We start from the raw sequence: 21,453 nt of genomic DNA on the forward strand, positions 1-21,453 counted from the left end.
ATGTTTCTGAGGAAGATAGGGATTTTCTTGATGATTTGTCTTGTAGGCATCATCGGTTTACCGCTTAACCAAGCCAACGCCATCGATGCCGACTACTTTGGGGTGAATGACCCCTTGCAACGCTACACGACGGATTACACAACGGAAATCAATCAAATCGCCGATTCCCAAATTCAGTGGATCCGCATTTCCCCGGAATGGGGCAGGATTGAAACAGCCAAAGGCGTGTATGACACGGCCTACTTGAATCATTTGGATAATATGGTCAATCAATTGACCGCAAAGGGCGTCCATATTGTCTGGATTTTATGTTATACAGCACCTTGGGCTTCCTCTATGCCAGGGCTTCCTTCCCCGGATATAGCCAGGTATAAACCAGCCAATTGGGCGGATTGGGAAAGCTTTGTCAATTTTATAACCACAAGGTATCAAGGGGAAATCAACTATTGGGAGGTTTGGAATGAGCAGGACTCATCGGCCTTTTGGAAGAGCAGTATCGACGATTACAACACCCTTCTGCAGAAAGCTTATAACGGTGTCAAAGCGACAGACTCATCCAATACCGTATTAATGGGGGGATTGGCTTTATCAAGTTATGGTCTCGGAACATGGTTCGATACGTTGATGAGCAAGGGAGCAGGGAACTATTTTGACATCATTAATTACCATGCATACGGATCATCGCCGCTTCTGGTTAGTAAATATAACGGGATGATGGACATCGTAAATAAGTACAGTGCGACCTTGGGAAGCAAGCCTATCTGGATAACGGAAACCGGCTATTCTTCGATGGGAACCAATGAATACCAAAAAGCTGACTACGCGGATCAAGTGTATGCGATGAATAAACGATGGCCTAATGTCGCCAAAGTATTTTGGTACAATTATAGAGACACAGACACGAGCAATGTTAAAGAGGACAATTTCGGTCTTGTCGCTAAAGATTTATCACCGTTAAAGGCTTTGTACCATTTTCAAGCGTTGAACGGTGCCGAAAGCTTCTTTGGCGCGCAAGTGGAAAGTGCGCTCACGTTATTTATGAACACGTCTCCGGCAGATAGCGGAGTTACGAGCTATGGATCTTATATCCAGATTTCCTCCAATAAATATGCTTATTTTCGGTTGAACGATCAGTGGCTCTATGACACGAATGAGGGGCTCGATACAACGGCTACGATAGAAGTGACATATCTGGACAGCGGGTCCGGCTCATGGCAGCTTCAATACGATGGGCAAGGGGGAGCCTATACAACAATGGCTAAAGTGTATATAGGCAATACAGGTGGGTGGAAAACCCAAACATATACCCTGAACGACATTAAATTCGCCAACAGGCAAAACAGTTATTCCGATTTTCGCATTTATGCAGATAACAATGGGATGAAATCCTTCAGCAAGGTAACGGTGAAGAAACAAAGCAACCACGCGAAAATCATATTTAAAAATGTCAATAACTACACGTTGATGGAACAATTTCAATCGAGTGATCCAACTAAAGAATCGTATACAACAGTGGAGACAATCGGCGGTGTGGAGGCGCGCAAAATATCAGGCGATAATAAATATTTCTATTTTCAGGTATCCGACGGATTCGCCCGAACAGGGGATACACAGTTGACAATCAAAGTTTCGTATTACGATTCCGGAACCGACAACATATTGATCCAGTACAATGCGCTTAACGCTGTATACAAACCATTGCAAATTGTTAAGACAGGAAGCAATACGTGGAAGGAAGCAGCATTTACGATAACTGATGCGAATTTTAGAAACTTGCAGAATAATGCCAGCGATTTTCGGATCGGCAATTATTACGACGGAAGCGTTGAGTACATCCGGTCGGTGGAAGTATTAAAGTGATTTCCGGAGCTCTCTAGAATTAGCGTTCCCGCCCTTGCTGCTCCCGGTAATCACGCGGCGACATCCCCTTCATGCGATGAAAAGCGCGCGAGAACGTGGGGTATGAAGAGAAGCCGGATTCGAAGGCGACCTGTAAGATCGGCATCTCCGAGGATATGAGCAGGCTGCAGGTATGGCGGATCCGAAGCTCATGAAGAAAATCGACGAAATGGATGCCGAATTCGCTTCCGAACTGCGTGCTGATTTGTGCTGGATGCATTTGAAACTGCTTGGATAACGATGTCAGCGTTAACGGTTCAAGATAATGGTCGTGAACATACTGGACAATAGGCCAAATGTTCTTGGCGGTTTTGGGGCGCTGATCTTCGATCCGCGTTCCGTCCGGCTTGTCGCCGCCCCGAACGAACTGTGTCAATGTTTCGAGCAGCAGCGCTCGCAGCATGATCGGCTTCCAAGCTTTCGACGATTCGTATTCCCGGTATAGTCGTTCCCATAGCTGGAGCCCTTCTTCGAAGTCGTGGTCCTCCAACCGGATATGCGCCGATCTGGAATTATTGCTGCCAAACAGAAGTTCGTTCACGCCCCAGGCCGATTCCAGGCCCGAAGTGAGCAGCTTCATATCGAAATTACAAATATACATCAGCAGCGTTTCGCCCGGGGCAGCTTCGTATTCGTGAATCTGATAAGGCAGCAGAAGTACGATGGTGCCGGGCTGCAAGTCATGCTCGGTACCATTGATACGTTCCTTGCCTTTCCCTTCCAGCACGAACGAAAATTCGATAAAGTCGTGGCGATGGGAAGGGACCGAGGTGTACTTCTTTTTTTTCATATAAAAAGGAAAGTCCGTTTCGACATTTGGGTATTCGAACAAGTATTGCGGGTACATGGAACCTTCGCCTCCCTTGCGTTGTAGCTTCATTATAATGGAGCCAGTTTTATAAAGAAATGAGAGTTTTTATAAAAAAATGAGAAATACGTCGCTGTGCCTAGCGCTACAATACAATCATCACGACTAGAACAAGCGCTATGGCGCAAAGGGAGGAAATACGATATGACCACAAACAATGAACTGACAACAAAAAATGAAAAACGTTCCGCATTTCGCGGTATTTTTACGGCGCTGCTGACGCCGATGCATGAGGATGGCGCAATCGATTTCAAATCATTGGCAAATTTGGTGGAGCATCAAATTGGTCAGGGCGTCCATGGTTTTTATGTGGGGGGAAGCACGGGCGAAGGATTTATTTTGACAACCGATGAACGGGAGCAAGTCTTGGAGACGGTGGTTCGGACCGCTGCGGGACGAGTTACGATTATTGCGCACGTCGGATGCATTAGCACGTTGGAATCGATTAGACTTGCCAAACACGCGGAAAAGCAAGGCGTCGACGCGGTATCGGCCGTCGTTCCATTCTACTACAAGGTGACGATGAAAGAAATCCGAGAGCATTACGAGGCCATTATGGCTGCGGTCCCGCTACCGATGATCATCTACCATTTCCCCGGAGCGACGGGGGTTAGCCTGTCCATGGAGTTCTACGAGCAAATGAGCCGCAATCCGCAATGCATTGGCGTGAAATTTACATCGCTGAATTTGTTTGAGATGCAGCAGATTCGGGCGAGATGCGGCAGCGAGTTCCTGATCTTCAATGGACATGACGAAATCTATTCAGGAGGCGCTTATGCGGGAGCGGACGGCGCTATCGGCAGCACGTTTAACATGATGCCCGGTTTGTTCGCGCAGATGTATAAGCTGATTGCGGCGGAAGAACGACCTCATATGCCGACGCTTCAGGCGATGCAATCCGAGGCTAACGAGGTGATCGCCCATATGATCCAATTCGATGTCATTCCATATGAGAAATATATGCTTTACTTGCAGGGAGTTATCTCATCATGGGCCGTCCGCCAGCCGCTTAAACGGTTTACCGATAAAGAATGCGAACAAATCAAGGTATTTTACGTAGGGAATGACGTGCTGTGTCGTCACCGGAGCGGTACAGGTATCGGACATTAGGAGGATTTTGCGATGATTATAGATACGATCCATCATAAGCGGGATCACCAATACCCATACGGTGAAACCATACGCCGTGCGCTCGATTACGTCATGAATTTGAACACAGCCGATATGCGTTCTACGGTTGAATTTGAAGGGAAGAACATGTACGTCATGAAGCAGAGACCGATGACCAAGCTGTTCGAAGAACAGCTCGCCGAGGCTCATGCCTGTTATGCCGACATCCATCTCGTGTTAGAAGGGGAAGAGTGGCAAGGCTTCGCCTCATCTTCGGATCTGAACTATGCGGTTGAAGACAAACTGAAGCAGAGCGACTACATACTATTCGAGCATGTTGAGAACGAAGGACGAATCCGGCTTCTACCGGGCGATTTTACCGTCTATTGGCCTGGCGAAATTCACCGTCCGAATTGTCATCCGGCAGGGAGTGTGAATCTGGTTAAGCTCGTAGTTAAGATTCACCGCGATTTACTATAAAGCGAAACGGACACATCCTGAGCCATGGCGGCGCACACCGCTTTTGGTTCAGGATGTTTGGCTTTCCGGAAATTATGGTAATCAATCTTTACCGCTCTATTTCGAGAGGGAACCAGCCATCGCTATTCGAAGTATGATTGTGAAAACTCCCTCTCAGCCAAGTTCCCGTTTGTCCATAAGGATTCAATATTTTCATCTGTTGTCATCCTCTCCTAAGCATAGGAGTTGCTACGATCATGATGGTTGCCATTTTCATGGAATTTCCGGTCACTTGGATTTTATCCAGCAGCTCGTAGTTTGTGCCTGCCGCCTGATTGAGCGTATCTCGCATAGCTTCAGCCGTGGCTAGCATCTCCTGCAGAATTGTGGATAAAGGCCGCAAAGCAGCATCCCGTACAAAGAACGCTCCAGTAAACCAATCGTTCCAATGGCTGACTGCGTTAAATAGCGTGACGACGGCAACGACTGGCCTGCTGAGAGGCATGAATTTGTTCGTTGATTATTATAAGAAAATGTAAAAGTATCCTCTCAGGTAAAATTGGGCATGAGTAGTTTTTAAGAAAGTTGGTATTTTTTTACGAAATCATAAAATAGTTAAACATTATAGGTTTCTGCTTATTTACGCCTTCGAAGAAGAGTTCTATTATAGGTTCAATGCAGAACTCAGCAATAAAGATCTTTTGAGTCAGTTCTACAACGGAGGCCATTTAATTGAAAAAGTCAGGATTGCAAAATAGCCAGTTAACAAGGAAAGAGCCAACCGGTTACGACCTGCTAAGAGAAAAATTTAGGAGGCCTCCTATGGAACATCGCTCCGTGCCGTTCTGGTCATGGAACGGTATGCTTACGCAGAACGAATTGGACGCACAAATTGAAGGATTCAAGAAACAGGGAATGGGCGGCTTTATGATCCATGTAAGGGAAGGGCTAGAAACGCCATACTTAGGTGATGAATTTATAGAACGTATTAAAGAGACAGTTGCAAAAGCGAAGAAGGAAGGCGTTTCTGCGTGGTTATATGATGAAGACCGCTATTCTTCAGGAATGGGCGGAGGTAGGGTGCCCCGATTAGGCGGCGACGCCGTGCGGGCTAAAGCATTATCATTAACGATTTGCCGCGATTATGAAACAGACGATACCATTCAGGCGGTCTACCAAGCGAGTATTTTCGGCAATGAGTTGCTTAGCTGCAAAAGAATAAGCAATTGGAAAAAAGTTTTTAGTTTGCTAAGGGAAGAGGAAGTTTACTTGGTCATGCGCCGTCATATCGCATCGTCGAATGAGTGGTGCCACGGCGAAACTTATCCGGACAACATGAATCCCGAATCGGCCAGATTATTTATCGAGACGACATATGAACGTTATAAGGAAGCCGTGGGAGAGGAGTTTGGCCATACCGTACCAGGGATTTTTACGGATGAACCAAGCATTCGAGGATTTCAGGAGCAGCTAAACCAACCAGAGCTGACTTGGATATCCTGGTCGGATCTCTTGCCCCAAACTTTCTTAGATAAGAACGGCTATGAGATTTGGGATAAGCTCCCTTACTTCTTTTTCTTGGGTCCGTTCTCCTCGAAGATCCGTCATGACTACTGGAAGACCGTCACCGAAATGTTTTGCGATGCCTACACGAGGCAGATAGGCAATTGGTGCGGAGTGAACGGACTTTCCTTTGCTGGGCATTTCTGTGATGAAGGAGATATCGTGGGGTCGGTCCGGCACTGCGGAGCCATCATGCCTCATTATCGTTATCTAGATGTTCCCGGAGTGGATACGCTGTGCGAGCAAACGGATGAGAGTCTGACGATCAAGCAAGTGTCCAGCGTTGCGAATCAATATGGGAAGAAAAAGGTCATTACGGAAACGTATGGCGTCACAGGATGGGGGCTGACGTTTGAAAGCCGCAAATGGATCGGGGACTGGCAGTTCGCGCTTGGCGTTAACTTGTTGACTCATCACTTAGCGCTGTATTCACTTCGTGGATGCCGTAAACGAGACTATCCGCCTTCCTTTAATTACAATGTGAACTGGTGGGAACATAACCGTGTCATGGAAGACTATTTCGCACGGCTTGGGGGGGTGCTGAGTGAAGGATCCGTGGTCAGAGACGTATTGGTGATTCACCCGGCTACTTCAGTGTGGACTAGACTTGGTCAGGATGTTCTCACGGCCGAATGGCGCAATCAAGCTGGAAATACCGAAGAATTGAAGGCGTACAATAGGGAATTTAACGATCTCATCCATCAACTGCTTGGCGAACACTATGATTTTGATCTAGGAGACGAGTTGATCCTGCAGGAGATCGGCAGTGTACATAAAGATAGGTTACTCGTTGGACAAGCAAGTTACGAGGTTGTCGTACTGCCCGGACTCCATAACTTGCTTAGAACGACGTATGAACTGCTGATCACTTACCTGGACGCTGGAGGAAGTGTACTGTCATGCGGAGAGGTTCCATTGTGCATAGATGGAGAACAAACGCCTGAGTTGCAATCCTTGTTTGAGCACCCACGATTTCATCAGCTTCACACCAAACATGAGCTTTTGAAAGAACTGGGATCTTATGCAGGCCGTACGCTTAGCTTAATAGACCATAACGGACAAGAGGCCGACCAACTTTTGTGCATGCGTCGAGAGCTGTCGGACTGTACGGTTTTATTTGTCGTCAATAATGACCGAGAATCTGGATGTGATGTAGAAGTTCGAATCAAAGGAAGTGGACGGATAGAAGAATGGAACCCGCTTACAGGTGAAAGTTGGGAGAAGCCTGTTCAATCTTACAATGGAGATATCATCTTCCAAGAGCACTTCGGTCAAGCAGATTCCAAATTGTATATCATTTCCCGTTCTAGAGAGATAACGTTGCCTGCAGAACGAAAATGGGGTAATCTGCAGCCATTGATCAGCTTAGGGCCAGTTACCCGGTTCACGAAGACAGCTCCTAACGCGATTGTACTTGACTCCTGCCAATACCGGATCAAAGATGAATCATGGTCAGAGATGATGAATGTTTGGCAAGCTCAACAACTCGTTCGCGAGAAGCTGCATATGAGACAGGTTTTTGCCAATGGCAATCTTCAGAGACATTTTTGGATTCATGATAACCATGAGAATAACGGCACGACAGTCACTTTCCGTTTTGCTTTCCACGTGAAGGATATCCCGGTAACGGAAACGTTTATTGTTTTCGAGCAAGCGGAGAGGTTTCGCTTTCTGTTCAACGGACAAATAATATCAGATAAGCCGGAGGGCTGGTATTTGGACCGCAGTATGTCAAAACTTAAGCTTCCCTTACTGCTTCAAGGAGAGAATATACTGGAGATCAGCTGCGATTATACCCATGACATGGAGATAGAGGACGCATTTCTAATCGGCGATTTCGCTCTTGACAGCAATCGGTGTCTGGTTAAAGAACCGCCGAGTCTAAGGTTTGGAGACTGGTGCTTGCAAGGATATCCGCATTATTGCGGAAGTATGGTCTACCACTTCGACCTTGATGTGAATCTTGATGAAGGCAATCGGATCGTGTTGGAACTTGGTCCTTATGAGGCAGTCACGTTAACTATTAAAGTAAACGGACAGCATGAGCAGCCAATCCCATGGCGACCTGCGAGGGGATTAGAACTTACGGGCTCACTCACAAATGGAATCAACTCCATTGATATCGAGGTTGTTGGCAGTCCGCGAAATCTACTTGGTCCCTTGCATGAGGCCGGGCCAAATCCAACTTGGGTTGATTGGTGGTCTTTTCGTCCTACAGGACAGGCTTATTCACCCGAATATGTCCTTCGTCCATATGGTTTGATGGGGCAAATTCATATTTATCAGATCGCCCCCATAGTAAATGCATAGTGGAATCTTAGCCCGCGTTAGCGCGGGCTTTATTATTTTCAGACCAAGCGAAAAACCGCCTTTACATGGCAGTACTTCCTCTAATTAAATGGTATTATCCAAAGAAAGGCGGAGCCTGCATGAGAAATCTTCATCCGATCCCTTATATCAAGAATCGATCCACCTCGTTGTTTCTTCGACTCCTCGCAGGCTTTTTGTGTATTACTTTGCTTTTGAGTACCCTTACGATTTATTCTTTCGCTGTCTCCAAACAAAACGTGCGGAAGGAAATCGTTAAGTACAATACCCTTATGCTGCATAATACGATGGAAAGCTACGAGAAACATTTTGACATGATCAAAAGGCAAAAGTTGCTTTATTTCCTCAGCGAGAAAGTTCAAAAATTCCATACGAATCCGAAATTCATTGATTTTCCCGGAGTACAGTAGGACATCAATTCATGGGTCTCCAATACACAGTTGTTTATCAACAATATTGTTCTTTACTCGAAGCGCGATGAGATGATCTTGGAAAAGGGAACGAGTACAAAAGTGGATACAGCAATTTCGAGGGGTTACCGAAGAACGATTGCCAATGTTGTAGTTTGTATTAGTTTGTACAACAATTCGAACCCATTTGCCTTAAAATTAATCATTGGCCGGAGATCCTCTTCGTCCTCGTGTTCTAATGGACAGATGACGAACATACGTGCTATAATTGGAAGATTCTGAGTGTCATCATAGATTGGAGATTAGGTATGAATCAATCGTTACTTCGGAATCGGACATTTGTTTTCATGATGATCGGAGAAGCCATTCAAGGCGCAGGTATTTGGACAAGTATCATTGCTAATTTGCAATTTATGCAAAGCCACGTCCCGTCGGATTTAGGCAAGAGCTTGATCTTGATGTGCGGTTTATTTCTAGGTGTACTCATTTCGCCGCAAGCAGGGGTGTGGGCAGACCGCTATGATAAGAAAAAAATATTGCTTATATCAGGGCTTTTCCGCTGCCTGGCTCCGATTGTTATGTTTGCGGCTATTCACTACCAATCCGTCGCCATTATGCTGTTGTCCGTCGTCATCATGCAAGTAGCGGCTACTGTTTATATGCCTACCGTACAAGCAGCGCTGCCTTCCGTCGTTCCGGCCTCCGAACTGCTTAAAGCGAACAGCTTAAACTTTAACGTGATTACAATAGCGAGAATCGGCGGCACTGCTGCAGCAGGTATATTGGTATCCATGATGAATTTGTACACGGTCTACGCGCTGTCGCTTGCTTTTTATGTCATCCTCGTGATGCTTATTACACAATTGAGGATTCCCAATACTGCGGATTCCGCTGCAAGAAAGCAGGAGAAAATCCGCTTTACGGAGTTGTTTCCACTCATTCGGGCAGAACCGTCTATATTCATCGCACTTATCAATAGCGGAGTTATTACCTTGTTTCTAGGCGGTTTTAATTTGCTTGTACTGAAGTTTAGTCAAATTCAGCATAAACCTGAACTGATGGGCTGGATCTATTCTTTGGAAGGCACGAGCATTTTGATTGCAGGTTTATTCGCGAAGCGTGCGATCGGCATGCGTAATCTGGTAACCAGCTCTACGCTGTTTATGTTATTATTTGCGCTTTCTTTTGCAGGAATGTCCTTCAGTGAAAGCAGCTATGCGGTTCTTGGTTCCTTTGTTTTGTTTGGTTGTGCTGTCGCTTTTTTCTTTCCGATGGTATCGACACTCTTCCAAATCAAAGTGCCGAAAGAAGCACAAGGCCGCTTTTTCTCATTTCGAGGCATGCTTGACCGCGTCATGTTTCAGATTTCGCTGCTTGCGACCGGCGCCTGTCTCGATTGGTTCGGGATCTCTACATTTTTATTGACACTCGCCATTATTACAATATCAAGCGGGATCTTGACGTTGTTCATTGCCAAACGAAAATCAATGGACGTCCGGCAACCGAGCATTGGAGACACGGTTGTTGGAAATAAATGAATCTAGAGCACGAACAAGCCCCGATCCTTGTAGGAATCGGGGTTTTATTCGTCATGAAAAGGACTAAGGAATGACCACCGAGTTCTTTTCCTGCAAAGTGCTGAGAGCGTTCGCTTTGATTAATCCGTTCGAGACGGTGTACAGCGTGTCACCGATATAGAGAACACGTTGTACCTGTTTATCGCCGGCATAAACGTATTGTCCGGCTTTTTGCAGATCTTCCTGAGTAAGATGGGTTATGCCGCCACGAAACTGGAAGCCTTTTTCCAAATCAAGGTTGTAGACGTACGCGCCTTGGAAAGCAAACTTGCCGTATGTGCTAGCAGGCACCTTCGGATTGTTTGTCGTCTGATTCGGGTCGATTTTCATTACGTTAACTGGGAAAGAAAGTAGATTTTTTTCCTTGTTAAAGAGCAAGGCACGGTGATTGTGCAGCAGCTCGGAATCCGTACCTCGGTCCCCGATTAGTTCCTTAAATTTCTCCTTCGGATTATTCACATCGGTTACATCGAACAGCGCCACCTTCATGCCTTGGTAATAGGCAATAGACTGCGGTCCATTCGGATTTTTGTTGTCGACCTCGATCGTATCTTTCCCGAAGCCAATAATGTGGTTTTCGTCATAAGGATGCAGATAATCGCTGTAGCCAGGAATCTTCAATGCACCTAACAATTTCGGCTCAGCGGGATCCTTTAAATCCATGACGAATAGCGGATCGGTGTTTTTAAAAGTAACCATGTAAGCTCGGTCGCCCATGAAGCGGGTGGAATAAATCCGCTCTCCTGGCGCGATGTTTTCGATCTTGCCTTTCTCTTTCAGGTTCGTGTCAAGTATGAAAACATGGTTCTTCGAAGTCCCCTCATCTGTCCGTCCTACTTCGCCTGTTGTTGTAGCAAGACGGAAGTAGCCGTTATGCTCATCCATGGAAAATTGATTGAGTAAGCGTCCTGGCACCTTACCTGTATTCTTGTACTCTGCTTTACCTGCGTTTAGCCCGAATTGATAAATGATCGTTTCCTGCTTAGGAAGCTCATAAGGCTGGCTGGCATCGTTTGGCTCACCGACTCTTATGCCTTGTGCAGAATCACCAGCAGGCATCCTGATTGGTTGAATCCGCATCTGCTCATAATTCGTCACGGCCATATACAAGTTCTCTTCGGATGCGTACACGTTCTGGCCTGAGCCGAGGTAAGAAGTGACATTCATCGTCTGCTTCAATTCATTCAGGTTGATGCCTCCGATGAGAACATAGTTAGGATCCAGGGCTTTCGGCAAGTAATAGACCTGATCAAGCGGAATAGAGGTAAAGGAATCGCCTACCGCCGAATCTCGATAAGCAGGAGCTAGCCCTGTCTTCGATTCTTCTTTATCCGCCATTTCCCGGTATTGGTAGTAATTCACGTACTTATTGGAGATAAAATAGAGCGACGATCCGATTTTGCGGGAAGAAACGTAGTTTCCTTCAAGCTCAGCTTCCTTCAGAAGCTTCAGGCTGCTCCGGTCAGTGAGGTCGTAAACCATGACCTTTGCGTTACCCTGGGATCTCATAGGCATAGGGAGGATCATTTTCTTCTCTGTGACGCTACCTGACCCATTATATGGGATCGGTTTATAGCTCTGATAAGAATTACCAAGTACGATCAGATGAATGTCGTCCACATAGATTTCACTTGGCTGGAACTGAGTGTCTTGATTTCCCGGGAAATCAAGAATGCTCAGCACTTTCATCTGGTCGGCGGGATAAGCTTGAGTGACTACGATACGCTGCTTGTTTACTGTATAAATGTACGTTCCATCTGTCTTGACGACATCGGATTCATCCACGCCTTGTACTTGCACGTTCGTGCCGGAGTAGTCGGGTGCTGCTGCCCTGGCCGAATCTTGGACCACAACAGAAACACTGTCGCTTGTTGGAACCATAGCGTTACCTGAGGTGGTTTCAGATTTCATTTGTTTGGTTGTTAGACTAACTCTGGCGTACCCATTATTTTCATTCTGCGTTAAAAGTGTGACCAAGTGGTCATAGGTACCGACTACCGGCAAGCTGTCAGCTTGCTTCGTGACGTTCACTGAGCTAGTTGCCGAATCCCAGCGAACAACATGATTTGCGCTTTCCATAAAGAAGCGTAGCGGAACGTACATAGAACCATCTACCATTTGCGTGCTGCCGTAAATGGTGTTTGCTTTACCGTTCACGTAGGCATAATCCGAATTCAATGGCAGCTTCAGCTCGAACCCGTTACCAGTAACAACCGCAAGCCGTTCTGCCTCATTCCATGTCACTTCCATGCTTAAAACCTTTGCTAGATCCCGAACAGACGCCATTAAAATACCGTCTATTAATTTAGGCTGCAGCGAGAATGCGATCGGCTGGCCCTCAAACCGGACCACTGGTGCCTGATCGGCGTTAGTGGTAACGGGGACAAAGGCGGACGTTAAGATCGTAGCGGAAAGCAAGAGGCCGGCGACCAAACCTTTTTTCTTCATCTTCTTCATCTTCTTCATCCTTTTCTTTTCATAAGTTTTGGGGATTTCCATTATTTTCATCTATATCCTCTTAACGGATGAGCTTTCAGATTTGTTTCAGCGATTCAAAAATATTTTTATTTGTTATCCAAACCAGCAATTTACAAGGAATGATGGAAATGGCATTTACAATTAATCTATTTGTATTTAATACCGTGTAAATAAAAAAAAATTAAACTAATCATAGGAATCAGTCACGAAGGGAGAAAACTTATGGATATCAACATGTATGCTTTGGAAAAAATGATGGCTCAAAGAAAAGCGGAAATAGAACAATCCGTGCCGATGGAATGGGATTTAGCGAAAGTAAAAAAAGAAAACGAAACAAGTTGGTTGATGAAATTGCAACCTCCTTTTATCAATAGAGTTGGCTTAGTCCGGTAATATTCAAGATTTACTTATAAATTCCAGGTAACCATAGTCATGGAGCACGCTTTCGCAGTTGCTCCTTTTTTAATTCTTCCGCCTGAGTTCGCTGGCTAAAAATGAAGTAATTATGAAGCCAGAGGATTATAGCTATTTGCAACGAATACTTTCAAAAAATCCCTGAATTGGAGAAAGGATGAAATAATGATTATGAAGTCGCCTATCATGAAACTGGCAGCATTGGCATTTTCCATTTCGCTCACTCTAAGCACTGTAACACCCGCTATTGCCAATGGGGAGGAATCCGCGATCATTGGAAAGGTCTCCATTTCGGAACAAAGTTACTTTGAATTAAAGCAAATTCATTTGACGACATCTCAGAACAGTAAGCTGGCTGTCATCCAAATATCGATTCACAATGGAGGCAGCAGCGCATTAAAAGTGATCGATTATTGGATCCGCTTAAAAAACAAATCAGGCAGCCAATTCTCCGCACGTTCACTTCCTTCTGATAAAGACAAGACTTACGTTGCTCCAGGCTCGAGTGTGGACATGACTTATTATGCAAACGTGAATGAAAACACGCAGCTTCAAGATTTGGTTGTAGAGTTTATGAATTGGGATTTAAACCGGACAAAATTCGAAAGAGTGCTCGGTGAAGTCTCCGTACCCGATACTTACACGGATGTGACCCCATCCCAAGAGGGATCGATCCTTCGAGTCGGAGAAACGGACATAAAAGCTTCGATCAAGAAGCTCGTCAGCAACAAAAACGAAAAATATCATGTGCCTACCGTTTATTTAACACTAGAGAATGTCGGTTCAAACGCGATTACAATTCCGGCCTACCTATTTTCGATTCGCACAGCGGAAGGACTTCTGTATCCTTTGGAAACGAAAGGACTCAAAGATTTAGCTATCAAACCGAAAGAAAGCAAAGAAATCCAGTTATCCGGAACGATTCCGATTGCCGTTTCTTCGGATCATTGGGAGCTTGTCATAACGGAGACTGCCACCGATTTGAAAATCAACCTGCCTGTGGCCGCATTTCAGCTTCCTGCCGCAACCTTGAATCAAGGCGGTTCCATCGGCAAAGCCTACTCTTTCACAAGCAAATCCGGCGTTTATACGGCTGAAATGAATGCTTTATACCGGCTCCCATGGGAAGATCAGGATCTAGTGAGCGCAGATATTACCTTAAGCAATAAAGGTCCGGATACGCTGTCCATACCGAATTTGACCGGATACTTTCTTCTAGACGATGCGGTTAAAATCGAAGCCAATGTCGTGCAAACGGCGAGTGCAGTCGGTATAGCATCCGATTCGTCATTAAATTTACAAATGGTAGGTAAAATTCCTTATACATCTAAATATTCGCGAATGAAGTTGGTGCTTCAGGAGAAAGAAAGCGACACGGTCACAACGGATGTGGTTGAGTTTACCAGTCAATCCGAGCTGCTGGCGATTCCCTTCCACAGTTTGGATCAGCCGTATACCCTTGACGATGCGGGTAGAAAAACCAACTTTAAGATCCGCAGCCTTAATCGCTATACAAGCCAGACAAGCTCATTGGTTATCGCACAAGTAGAAGCGACAAATATGGAAAAAAGATATACGGCGCCCACAAAGCTAGTCGCTCATTTCAGGGCAGCTGACGGAACGGTGCTTCCAGCTTCGGTTGCCGAAGTCAAAAATAAAGTAAGTCCGAATGGCACTGCACTGCTGAACGTATCGGCTTCGCTCCCTAAAGGGTTTTCGACGGAAAACATGCACTTAATTATTGGTGAGTCCGTAACGGAAGGAAAGCTGACTGAAAGCGGCGGCAAACCCGATTCTTACGTGAAACCCGTGGCGTTCATGCTTCCTGAAGTAAAGGCTGATGTGAAGGACTCACTGAAGAACGTTATCGTATACCCTTATCAGATTTCACTCTATCAATTTGGATCAATGGTCGAAAACAGCACGTTTACCCTTAAATTCAATTATGAAATCAGCCGCGAAGGCTATCTAGAAACGAATGTAGACGGACACAAGCTGGTACTTGTGTTTGAAGATGGTGGTGGAGAAAAGTCGTTTGAGAAGTCGTTCGAGATGAAGGATTTCGATCCAGTCGAAGGTGAAACGCCCAAAACAGTGGGGACGAAGCTGAAAATCGGCAAACATGAAAACTTTAAAATACAAGTAACAGATGCCGATTTGATATTCAAATCTTCTTTCTTGAAGCAGTATAAGCTTAGTTTATATGATGAATTTCAAGGGCAAAGAAAACTATTGGCAACCCAAAAGGCGGACTGGTTCATTACAACGGATTAAAGTGGGGAGCATTTGATCGGAGCGTCAGGACTTCGCATTTATCTCAATAAAACCTTTATTTGGAAATAACACACAGAAAACATAACAAGGTTAATATAATCATGATTCATCCTTCTAGTCATCCATCTGTGATTGTTCCACTCCTTCAAGAAGGGTTTCAACTATTCATCTCATGCTTTTGTGTCAAGAAACTTTAGTGCTTTTTGGCACAAAAGCATACATTTAGATACCTAAAGAATGGGGAGAGAATGATCGTGTTGAGAAAAGTGCTTTGGGGAGTATTGGTTGTCGTCCTAGTGGTTGTTGCCGTACTAGTTACAGGTGTTTTAACCTCAAAAGGAAGTACGGCGGTTGCCGTAAAAGTCTCCACAACGAAAGAAGGGAATATAACGAAAGAAGTATTCGCGAACGGTAAGATTGAGTCAAAAGTCATCAAGGAACAATTTGTAACCTCCGGTGGTATCATTGAGAAAATTCACGTCAAAAAAGGCGATCCTGTCAAAAAAGGTCAGGAGCTGCTTACGTTATCCACGACGGATTTGAATGCGAAGCTGAAACAAGAGAGGCATCAACTTCAATTGAATCTCGCTGAGAAGGAGAAGTTTCTGAAAGATCAGGAAAAAGTGAGAAAGCAAACGTTGGAAACGGTGAAAAAAGAAATGAGCGAAACTGGCTCAGCTGTGAGTTTGGAATCCTTTGACGACAATAGTGCTGTTGATGCGAAATTGTACGATCTAAAAATTCAAGACGCAGAGTCCAATATCGATGACATCCAGAAAAAGCTTGAAAAGAATCAATTACTTGCTGATATCGACGGTATCGTGACTGGGATTTCCATCAAAGAAGGACAAGAGATCACGTTGGGAACATCATCATTTATGATTACAAACGTGTCTCAATTACAGATCAAAGCGAACTTGGCGGAAAACGATGCCAACTTAGCTAAAGTAGGGATGAAGGTTAAGGTATCGGGCGACGCATTCACGAATACCTATGCAGGAAGCATTTCCTATATATCACCGGTTGCCGTCACATCCGAGCTGGATGCCAAGGAGTCAGTCGTTGAGTTCAGGGTCGATCTCGAACAGTCGGATGTAGAGCTTCGTCCCGGATATAAAGCGACCGTTCAAATAACCATCGAGAACGCTGCTCACCATATCGTGCCTCTTAGCGCTGTAAAGCGGGATGGTCAACAGTCTTACGTATTTAAGGTTGTTGATAATAAAGCTGTTCGAACGAACGTTAAGCTTGGGGAAGAAAACGACGAATTTATCGAAGTTCTCGAAGGACTGCAATCGGGTGATCAGATTATTGAAGGACCTTCCGCTGACGTGAAAGAAGGCGTGCAGGTGGTAATCAAATGATCGCATTGGAGGGAATTCATAAAGTTTATCGCAACGGCGCCTTGGAAGTTCAAGCCCTTAAACCGACGAATCTGACGATCGAGAAAGGGGATTACGTAGCGATCATCGGACCTTCGGGATCTGGCAAATCGACGCTTATGAACATTTTGGGTTGCTTGGATATTCCAAGTGGGGGTACCTATAAGTTGGATAGTCAAGAAGTCCAATCGTTGACGGAAAAAGAATTAGCCAAGGTTCGGAATAAGAAGATTGGGTTCGTGTTCCAAAATTTCAACCTGCTCGCCAGGCAAACGGTTCAGAGCAATGTGGAGCTCCCGATGCTGTACGGAGGCATTGCATCTTCGGTTCGTACGGAACGGGCAAGCAGCTTGCTGGAGAAAGTCGGTTTGGGAGGGCGCGTTCATCACCGCCCGAGCGAATTGTCCGGCGGACAAAAGCAGCGTGTCGCGATAGCGAGAGCGTTGACGATGAATCCAGCCATACTACTGGCCGATGAGCCGACAGGTAACTTGGATCAAAAGTCGTCTCATGAGATTATGGCGCTATTCACTCAGCTGAACGATGAAGGATCTACGGTGATTGTCATTACCCATGAAATGGACATTGCCGAGCATGCCAAACGCATACTCCGCTTCGGAGATGGGGAAATCATCGAAGATCGCCGAAAGGGAAGTGAGCGATAGTGAGTATATGGAAAAATCTATTGATTTCCTTGGACAGCTTGAGAGTGAACAAACTCCGTTCTTTGCTTACGATGATCGGCATTATCGTCGGTGTTGCATCTGTCGTCTTGGTTGTATCCATCGGCCAAATTGGCAAAGGCTCCGTCGTATCCGAGCTCGCCAAATATTCTCCAGGCGTTTTCTTCGTAACGCCGTCCACTACCGCGACCAAAGCCGATAAGATCCAAATAACGATGACGGATTTAAAGCAGGTGAGCAGGCTAGAAGGCGTTCAAGCTGCTTCAGGCTCATTAGCCATGACCATGTCTTCCAAATCGGGGGACACGGTGATCAATTTTAACGTGACAGGCACGTTTGCGGACATCGTCAAATTTATGAACTTGAAAACGGAATCGGGCCGATTTTTTACCGTAAGCGAACAAAAGTCGCGCCAAAAGGTGATCGTCGTAGAATCGGACTATGCAATCAAACAGTTTGGATCCGCAGAACAGGCTGTAAACCGAAAGATCACGTTGGATGGAAATAAATACGAGATCGTTGGAGTGTACAAGTCCGATAAATCGATTTTATCAGGGCTGGATGGTAATAATTATTCGGCTTATATGCCTTATGATTCCTTGCCTTTGCTCAAAGAGGGCACTAACAATGAACTGGATTCACTGATGGTGATTGCAAACACCGCGGATCCCATGCAAAAGGATAAGGCCGGAAAAGTGATAACGAGCCATTTAGCCAAAGCACATAACGCAGAGAGCGGTGATTATGAAGTTCAGAAGGTAGAGGATTTCCAGCGAAACCTTGATGTTGTATTTAATGTCATGCAGATTCTGATAGGTTCTATTGCAGGCATTTCCTTGTTAGTCGGCGGTGTCGGCGTCATGAATATTATGCTAGTGTCCGTTACGGAGCGCACGAGGGAAATCGGTACCCGCAAAGCAATTGGAGCTACGCCAGGGCTGATCTTGCAGCAGTTTATGATGGAGGCAATCATTCTTTGCTTTCTTGGCGGGGTTGTTGGTATTTCAATCGGCGTACTAGGTTCGTTTGCCTTTTCGCTGATCACCAAATGGCAATTCATTTTGTCAGGGTGGACGATCGCGATCGCTTTTGGCTTTTCTACGGCTGTAGGTCTGTTCTTTGGCTGGTATCCCGCTAAAAAGGCGGCCAACATGCAGCCTATTGAATCATTAAGATACGAATAAGCGAAGTAGGAGGGTGTGTATCTGCTCACGATGCAGGTTTTTGCTGTGCATCTATCGGAAGAACTGGATAGACAGAAGTTTGACCGGATGTTTCATCAATTATCGCTGGAGAAACAAAGCAAGGTCCGGCGGATGTTGAAATATGATGATGCTGTTCGTTCGTTGGTGGGGGAGTTGTTGGTCAAGTATGCGATTGGCACGATGACGAAGCTGCCTCGGCATAAGATTCGTTTTGGCATGAATGCCTATGGTAAACCCCACCTTGACGGCACAGATTCCGTCTACTTCAATGCTTCACATGCTGGAGACTGGGTCGTCTGCGCCATTGATTCAGATGCTGTGGGAATCGATGTTGAGAAGATTCACTCGATTGATATGCAAATCGCCCGTCAATATTTTTCCGCTTCGGAGTACGAGCAATTGATGACTTTGCCCTCCTCGCATCGTTTGGCCTATTTTTTTGACATCTGGACGTTAAAGGAAAGCTTAATCAAAGCAGATGGGAGAGGGCTTAGCCTCTCTCTGGATTCGTTCAGCATCAACAAGCAAGGTTCGGATATTCAGCTGATCGCCGGAGACGAAATAACGAAATATCATTTTAAACAATATGAGATTGATCCGGCCTATAAACTATCCCTATGTGCGATATCCGGGCATTTTCCTGTTAAAGTCATTCAAATTGACGTCGACTTGCTCGAGACATAAATTACCAATCCTATCCGAATTCTTATATCATGTGCGTATTTGGAACATAATGGTAAAGATGACTGGAAGGGAGGGCTCCATGCGAATATTCGAGATCATGATGCTTGTAGGCAATGTAATGCTATGGATCGTTGATAGATGGTTTTGGCGAAAAGCGGTTGGCGTAACAGGCTGCTTGGCTATTGGTATTGCCCTGTTTCATTTTATTTTCGAAGGCTACAGATGGCAAATGGTTCCGCTCTATGCTCTGACAGCAGGCTATTTACTGTATTTGTTTGTAAAGACTAGACGCCGTAAAGAGCGAAGTAAGCAGTCCCATTCAATTCGGAGCTTCCTGCTGCCGTTCTTATTGGCTGTTTCTGCAATACTGCCTATCCTACTTCCCGTATTAAAAATCGACTCTCCATCCGGTCCTTATTCGGTAGGGACAGTCACCTATCATTGGACCGATGCGTCAAGAGAGGAAATATTAACGGACACCCCCAATGATCGGCGAGAGCTTCTTGTTCAATTGTGGTATCCTGCTCAAATCGATCAAGCCTCATCTAAGGCACTTTATATACCTGAGTATCGTCAGTTTGGGCAAGCGATGCAGCAGGAATACAAAATCCCTGCATTCATTTTCCACTATTTGCGCTATGTAAAAACAAACTCTTATGTGATGCCACCTCTCGCTGTAAAACAATCCCAATATCCGCTCATTGTGTTCTCGCACGGACTGCCAGGTACGCGGTTTACGAGCACGTCTCAAATGGAGGAACTGGCAAGCAACGGTTATCTGGTTGCCGCCATTCAGCATCCCTACTATGCCATGACGACGGTGTTTCCTGATCAGCGCATCGCTCCCAAGACGAAAAAGCTTCCTGCCGTAATCGACATTGACGGCTGGGATCGAATGATCGAAGTCTGGGTGAAGGATGCTCAGTTTGTACTGGACCAATTCGAAAAGCTGAATCAACAAGATCCGCAGGGTCTGCTAACCGGAAAAATAAACGTGGATAAAATCGGCATGCTGGGCCATTCCTTTGGAGGGGCGGCAACGATCCAAACGCTCTATGCGGATCAACGGCTAAAAGCCGGCATCAACATGGATGGAACTCCTTTCGGCAAAACCATTGTAAACGGCCTAAAACAACCCTTCATGCAGATGAAGACGGAGGTTGTAGAGTCGAACAAGGATGTGGAACCGACCGAACAGCAATTGGCAAAGATCGGGGTTACCAAACAAGCATACGACAAATATAAGACGGAGATACCGATTCGAAATCGCGTCTTGTTCGGAAACGGTGGCGGATATGCGGTAACCATCCGTGGGATCAAGCATATGAGCTTTACGGACTATTATTTATGGTCCCCCGGGCTTCGCCTCATGGATGGCTTGAAATTGTCCCCCATGCAGGCACGGCATATCATTAATAGCTACGTGCTCGCATTTTTCGATAAATATTTGAATCAAAAGGCATCTACTATTTTGGATGAACCGATATCGCCCTTTATGGAAGTAACCGTAGAGAAAAAATGATTCGCAAACGTGAACGGTGACCCGAAAGATGGATACTTTGAAAAAAGTGACCTCTATCGGGTCTTTTTGCCACATACGCCAGAAAGTATAAGTTTCGAGGTAGAGCTTGAGGGTACCCCCCTTTCTATTTTTTGGGAAACGTAGCTGCTGGCTTTATTTCGGTGTATCGATTGGAATTATCTGTTCTACCCAGTACTACACGATGCTCGCGGAACGTAGAGACCTTATTTTGCTCAAAACCGCTTATTTCCCGTTTTCGCGGAACTAGGGACCGCTATTTCCAGTATTCGTGCTGTAAAAGCCGTGAAAACACCAAAATAACGCCGCTACGTTCCTCGTACCAGCCCCATATCGGCATTTTCGCCGAAATAGAGGCTCCTCGTTCCCAGTCAACCTAGATTAGCAGCTCATATCCACTATGCTCGCGAACGTAGATACCTTATTTTATAGAATCCACATTCTCGGTCGAATGATGTTGTATAAAGTGCAACAATTCTGCCTAAATCCCACCTCATATCCCTCCGATGTTGCAGAATGTACAACAATTTAGCCCCATACAGGCCATTTCGCGATAAATGGGTTCGAATTGTTGTACAA

Annotated in this window: 16 protein-coding genes; 13 read left to right on the forward strand and 3 right to left on the reverse strand. The window is 45.5% G+C overall.

Annotated elements, in window-relative coordinates; translation table 11 throughout:
- The gene (locus GC102_RS08090) at nt 1-1,860 is read left to right on the forward strand and encodes a glycoside hydrolase family protein (RefSeq protein WP_171689032.1); all 1,860 of its coding nucleotides are present in this window, start codon (nt 1-3) and stop codon (nt 1,858-1,860) included.
- Between the two features lie 19 nt (nt 1,861-1,879).
- Here the strand turns inward: GC102_RS08090 and GC102_RS08095 are convergent, their stop codons facing one another.
- A complete protein-coding gene (locus GC102_RS08095; RefSeq protein WP_171689033.1) occupies nt 1,880-2,779 on the reverse strand; it encodes an AraC family transcriptional regulator in 900 nt (299 codons plus the stop codon).
- Nucleotides 2,780-2,911: 132 nt separating this feature from the next.
- Between GC102_RS08095 and GC102_RS08100 the strand changes: the two genes are divergently transcribed.
- Complete coding sequence (locus GC102_RS08100) at nt 2,912-3,877, forward strand: N-acetylneuraminate lyase (RefSeq protein WP_171689034.1); 966 nt, start codon at nt 2,912-2,914, stop codon at nt 3,875-3,877.
- A 12-nt stretch (nt 3,878-3,889) separates the two neighbouring features.
- A complete protein-coding gene (locus GC102_RS08105) occupies nt 3,890-4,357 on the forward strand; it encodes a NanQ anomerase/TabA/YiaL family protein (protein WP_171689035.1) in 468 nt (155 codons plus the stop codon).
- Between the two features lie 202 nt (nt 4,358-4,559).
- On the opposite strand, the gene GC102_RS08110 is transcribed toward GC102_RS08105, so the two are convergent.
- Nucleotides 4,560-4,841, reverse strand: a complete 282-nt coding sequence (locus GC102_RS08110) for an ABC transporter permease family protein (protein ID WP_216627981.1) — start codon at nt 4,839-4,841, stop codon at nt 4,560-4,562.
- Nucleotides 4,842-5,158: 317 nt separating this feature from the next.
- Here GC102_RS08110 and GC102_RS08115 point away from each other — a divergent pair, with 317 nt between their 5' ends.
- The 3 genes from GC102_RS08115 (at nt 5,159) to GC102_RS08125 (ending at nt 10,175) form a co-directional block, all read left to right on the forward strand.
- Nucleotides 5,159-8,209 (forward strand): glycosyl hydrolase, encoded by a 3,051-nt coding sequence (locus GC102_RS08115; protein ID WP_171689036.1) that lies wholly within the window; start codon nt 5,159-5,161, stop codon nt 8,207-8,209.
- A 119-nt stretch (nt 8,210-8,328) separates the two neighbouring features.
- On the forward strand, nt 8,329-8,637 hold the full coding sequence (locus GC102_RS08120) for a hypothetical protein (RefSeq protein ID WP_171689037.1): 309 nt from the start codon (nt 8,329-8,331) through the stop codon (nt 8,635-8,637).
- Nucleotides 8,638-8,945: 308 nt separating this feature from the next.
- Nucleotides 8,946-10,175 (forward strand): MFS transporter, encoded by a 1,230-nt coding sequence (locus GC102_RS08125; RefSeq protein ID WP_171689038.1) that lies wholly within the window; start codon nt 8,946-8,948, stop codon nt 10,173-10,175.
- Nucleotides 10,176-10,238: 63 nt separating this feature from the next.
- Here the strand turns inward: GC102_RS08125 and GC102_RS08130 are convergent, their stop codons facing one another.
- Entirely contained in the window at nt 10,239-12,722 is a 2,484-nt protein-coding gene (locus GC102_RS08130) for a beta-propeller domain-containing protein (RefSeq protein WP_246320793.1), read from the reverse strand.
- Between the two features lie 192 nt (nt 12,723-12,914).
- Between GC102_RS08130 and GC102_RS08135 the strand changes: the two genes are divergently transcribed.
- From GC102_RS08135 to GC102_RS08165, 7 genes are all read left to right on the forward strand, one after another.
- The gene (locus tag GC102_RS08135; protein ID WP_171689039.1) at nt 12,915-13,085 is read left to right on the forward strand and encodes a hypothetical protein; all 171 of its coding nucleotides are present in this window, start codon (nt 12,915-12,917) and stop codon (nt 13,083-13,085) included.
- A gap of 186 nt (nt 13,086-13,271) precedes the next feature.
- Nucleotides 13,272-15,380, forward strand: coding sequence for a hypothetical protein (locus GC102_RS08140; RefSeq protein WP_171689040.1), 2,109 nt, complete (start codon nt 13,272-13,274; stop codon nt 15,378-15,380).
- Nucleotides 15,381-15,634: 254 nt separating this feature from the next.
- Nucleotides 15,635-16,744 carry an efflux RND transporter periplasmic adaptor subunit gene (locus GC102_RS08145; RefSeq protein WP_171689041.1) on the forward strand — a complete coding sequence of 370 codons (1,110 nt, stop codon included), beginning with the start codon at nt 15,635-15,637 and terminating at the stop codon, nt 16,742-16,744.
- Nucleotides 16,741-17,427: an ABC transporter ATP-binding protein gene (locus GC102_RS08150; protein WP_171689042.1), complete on the forward strand. Its 687-nt coding sequence runs from the start codon at nt 16,741-16,743 to the stop codon at nt 17,425-17,427. The genes GC102_RS08145 and GC102_RS08150 overlap by 4 nt, the downstream gene beginning before the upstream one ends.
- On the forward strand, nt 17,427-18,629 hold the full coding sequence (locus GC102_RS08155; protein ID WP_171689043.1) for an ABC transporter permease: 1,203 nt from the start codon (nt 17,427-17,429) through the stop codon (nt 18,627-18,629). The genes GC102_RS08150 and GC102_RS08155 overlap by 1 nt, the downstream gene beginning before the upstream one ends.
- Nucleotides 18,630-18,644: 15 nt before the next feature.
- Nucleotides 18,645-19,334: a 4'-phosphopantetheinyl transferase family protein gene (locus GC102_RS08160; RefSeq protein ID WP_171689044.1), complete on the forward strand. Its 690-nt coding sequence runs from the start codon at nt 18,645-18,647 to the stop codon at nt 19,332-19,334.
- Between the two features lie 79 nt (nt 19,335-19,413).
- On the forward strand, nt 19,414-20,856 hold the full coding sequence (locus tag GC102_RS08165) for an alpha/beta hydrolase family protein (RefSeq protein ID WP_171689045.1): 1,443 nt from the start codon (nt 19,414-19,416) through the stop codon (nt 20,854-20,856).
- Nucleotides 20,857-21,453: the final 597 nt, after the last annotated feature.

Origin of the sequence: Paenibacillus germinis (assembly GCF_013141785.1) — a bacterium.
In the GTDB taxonomy this organism is placed as follows: Bacteria; Bacillota; Bacilli; order Paenibacillales; family NBRC-103111; genus Paenibacillus_E; species Paenibacillus_E phytorum.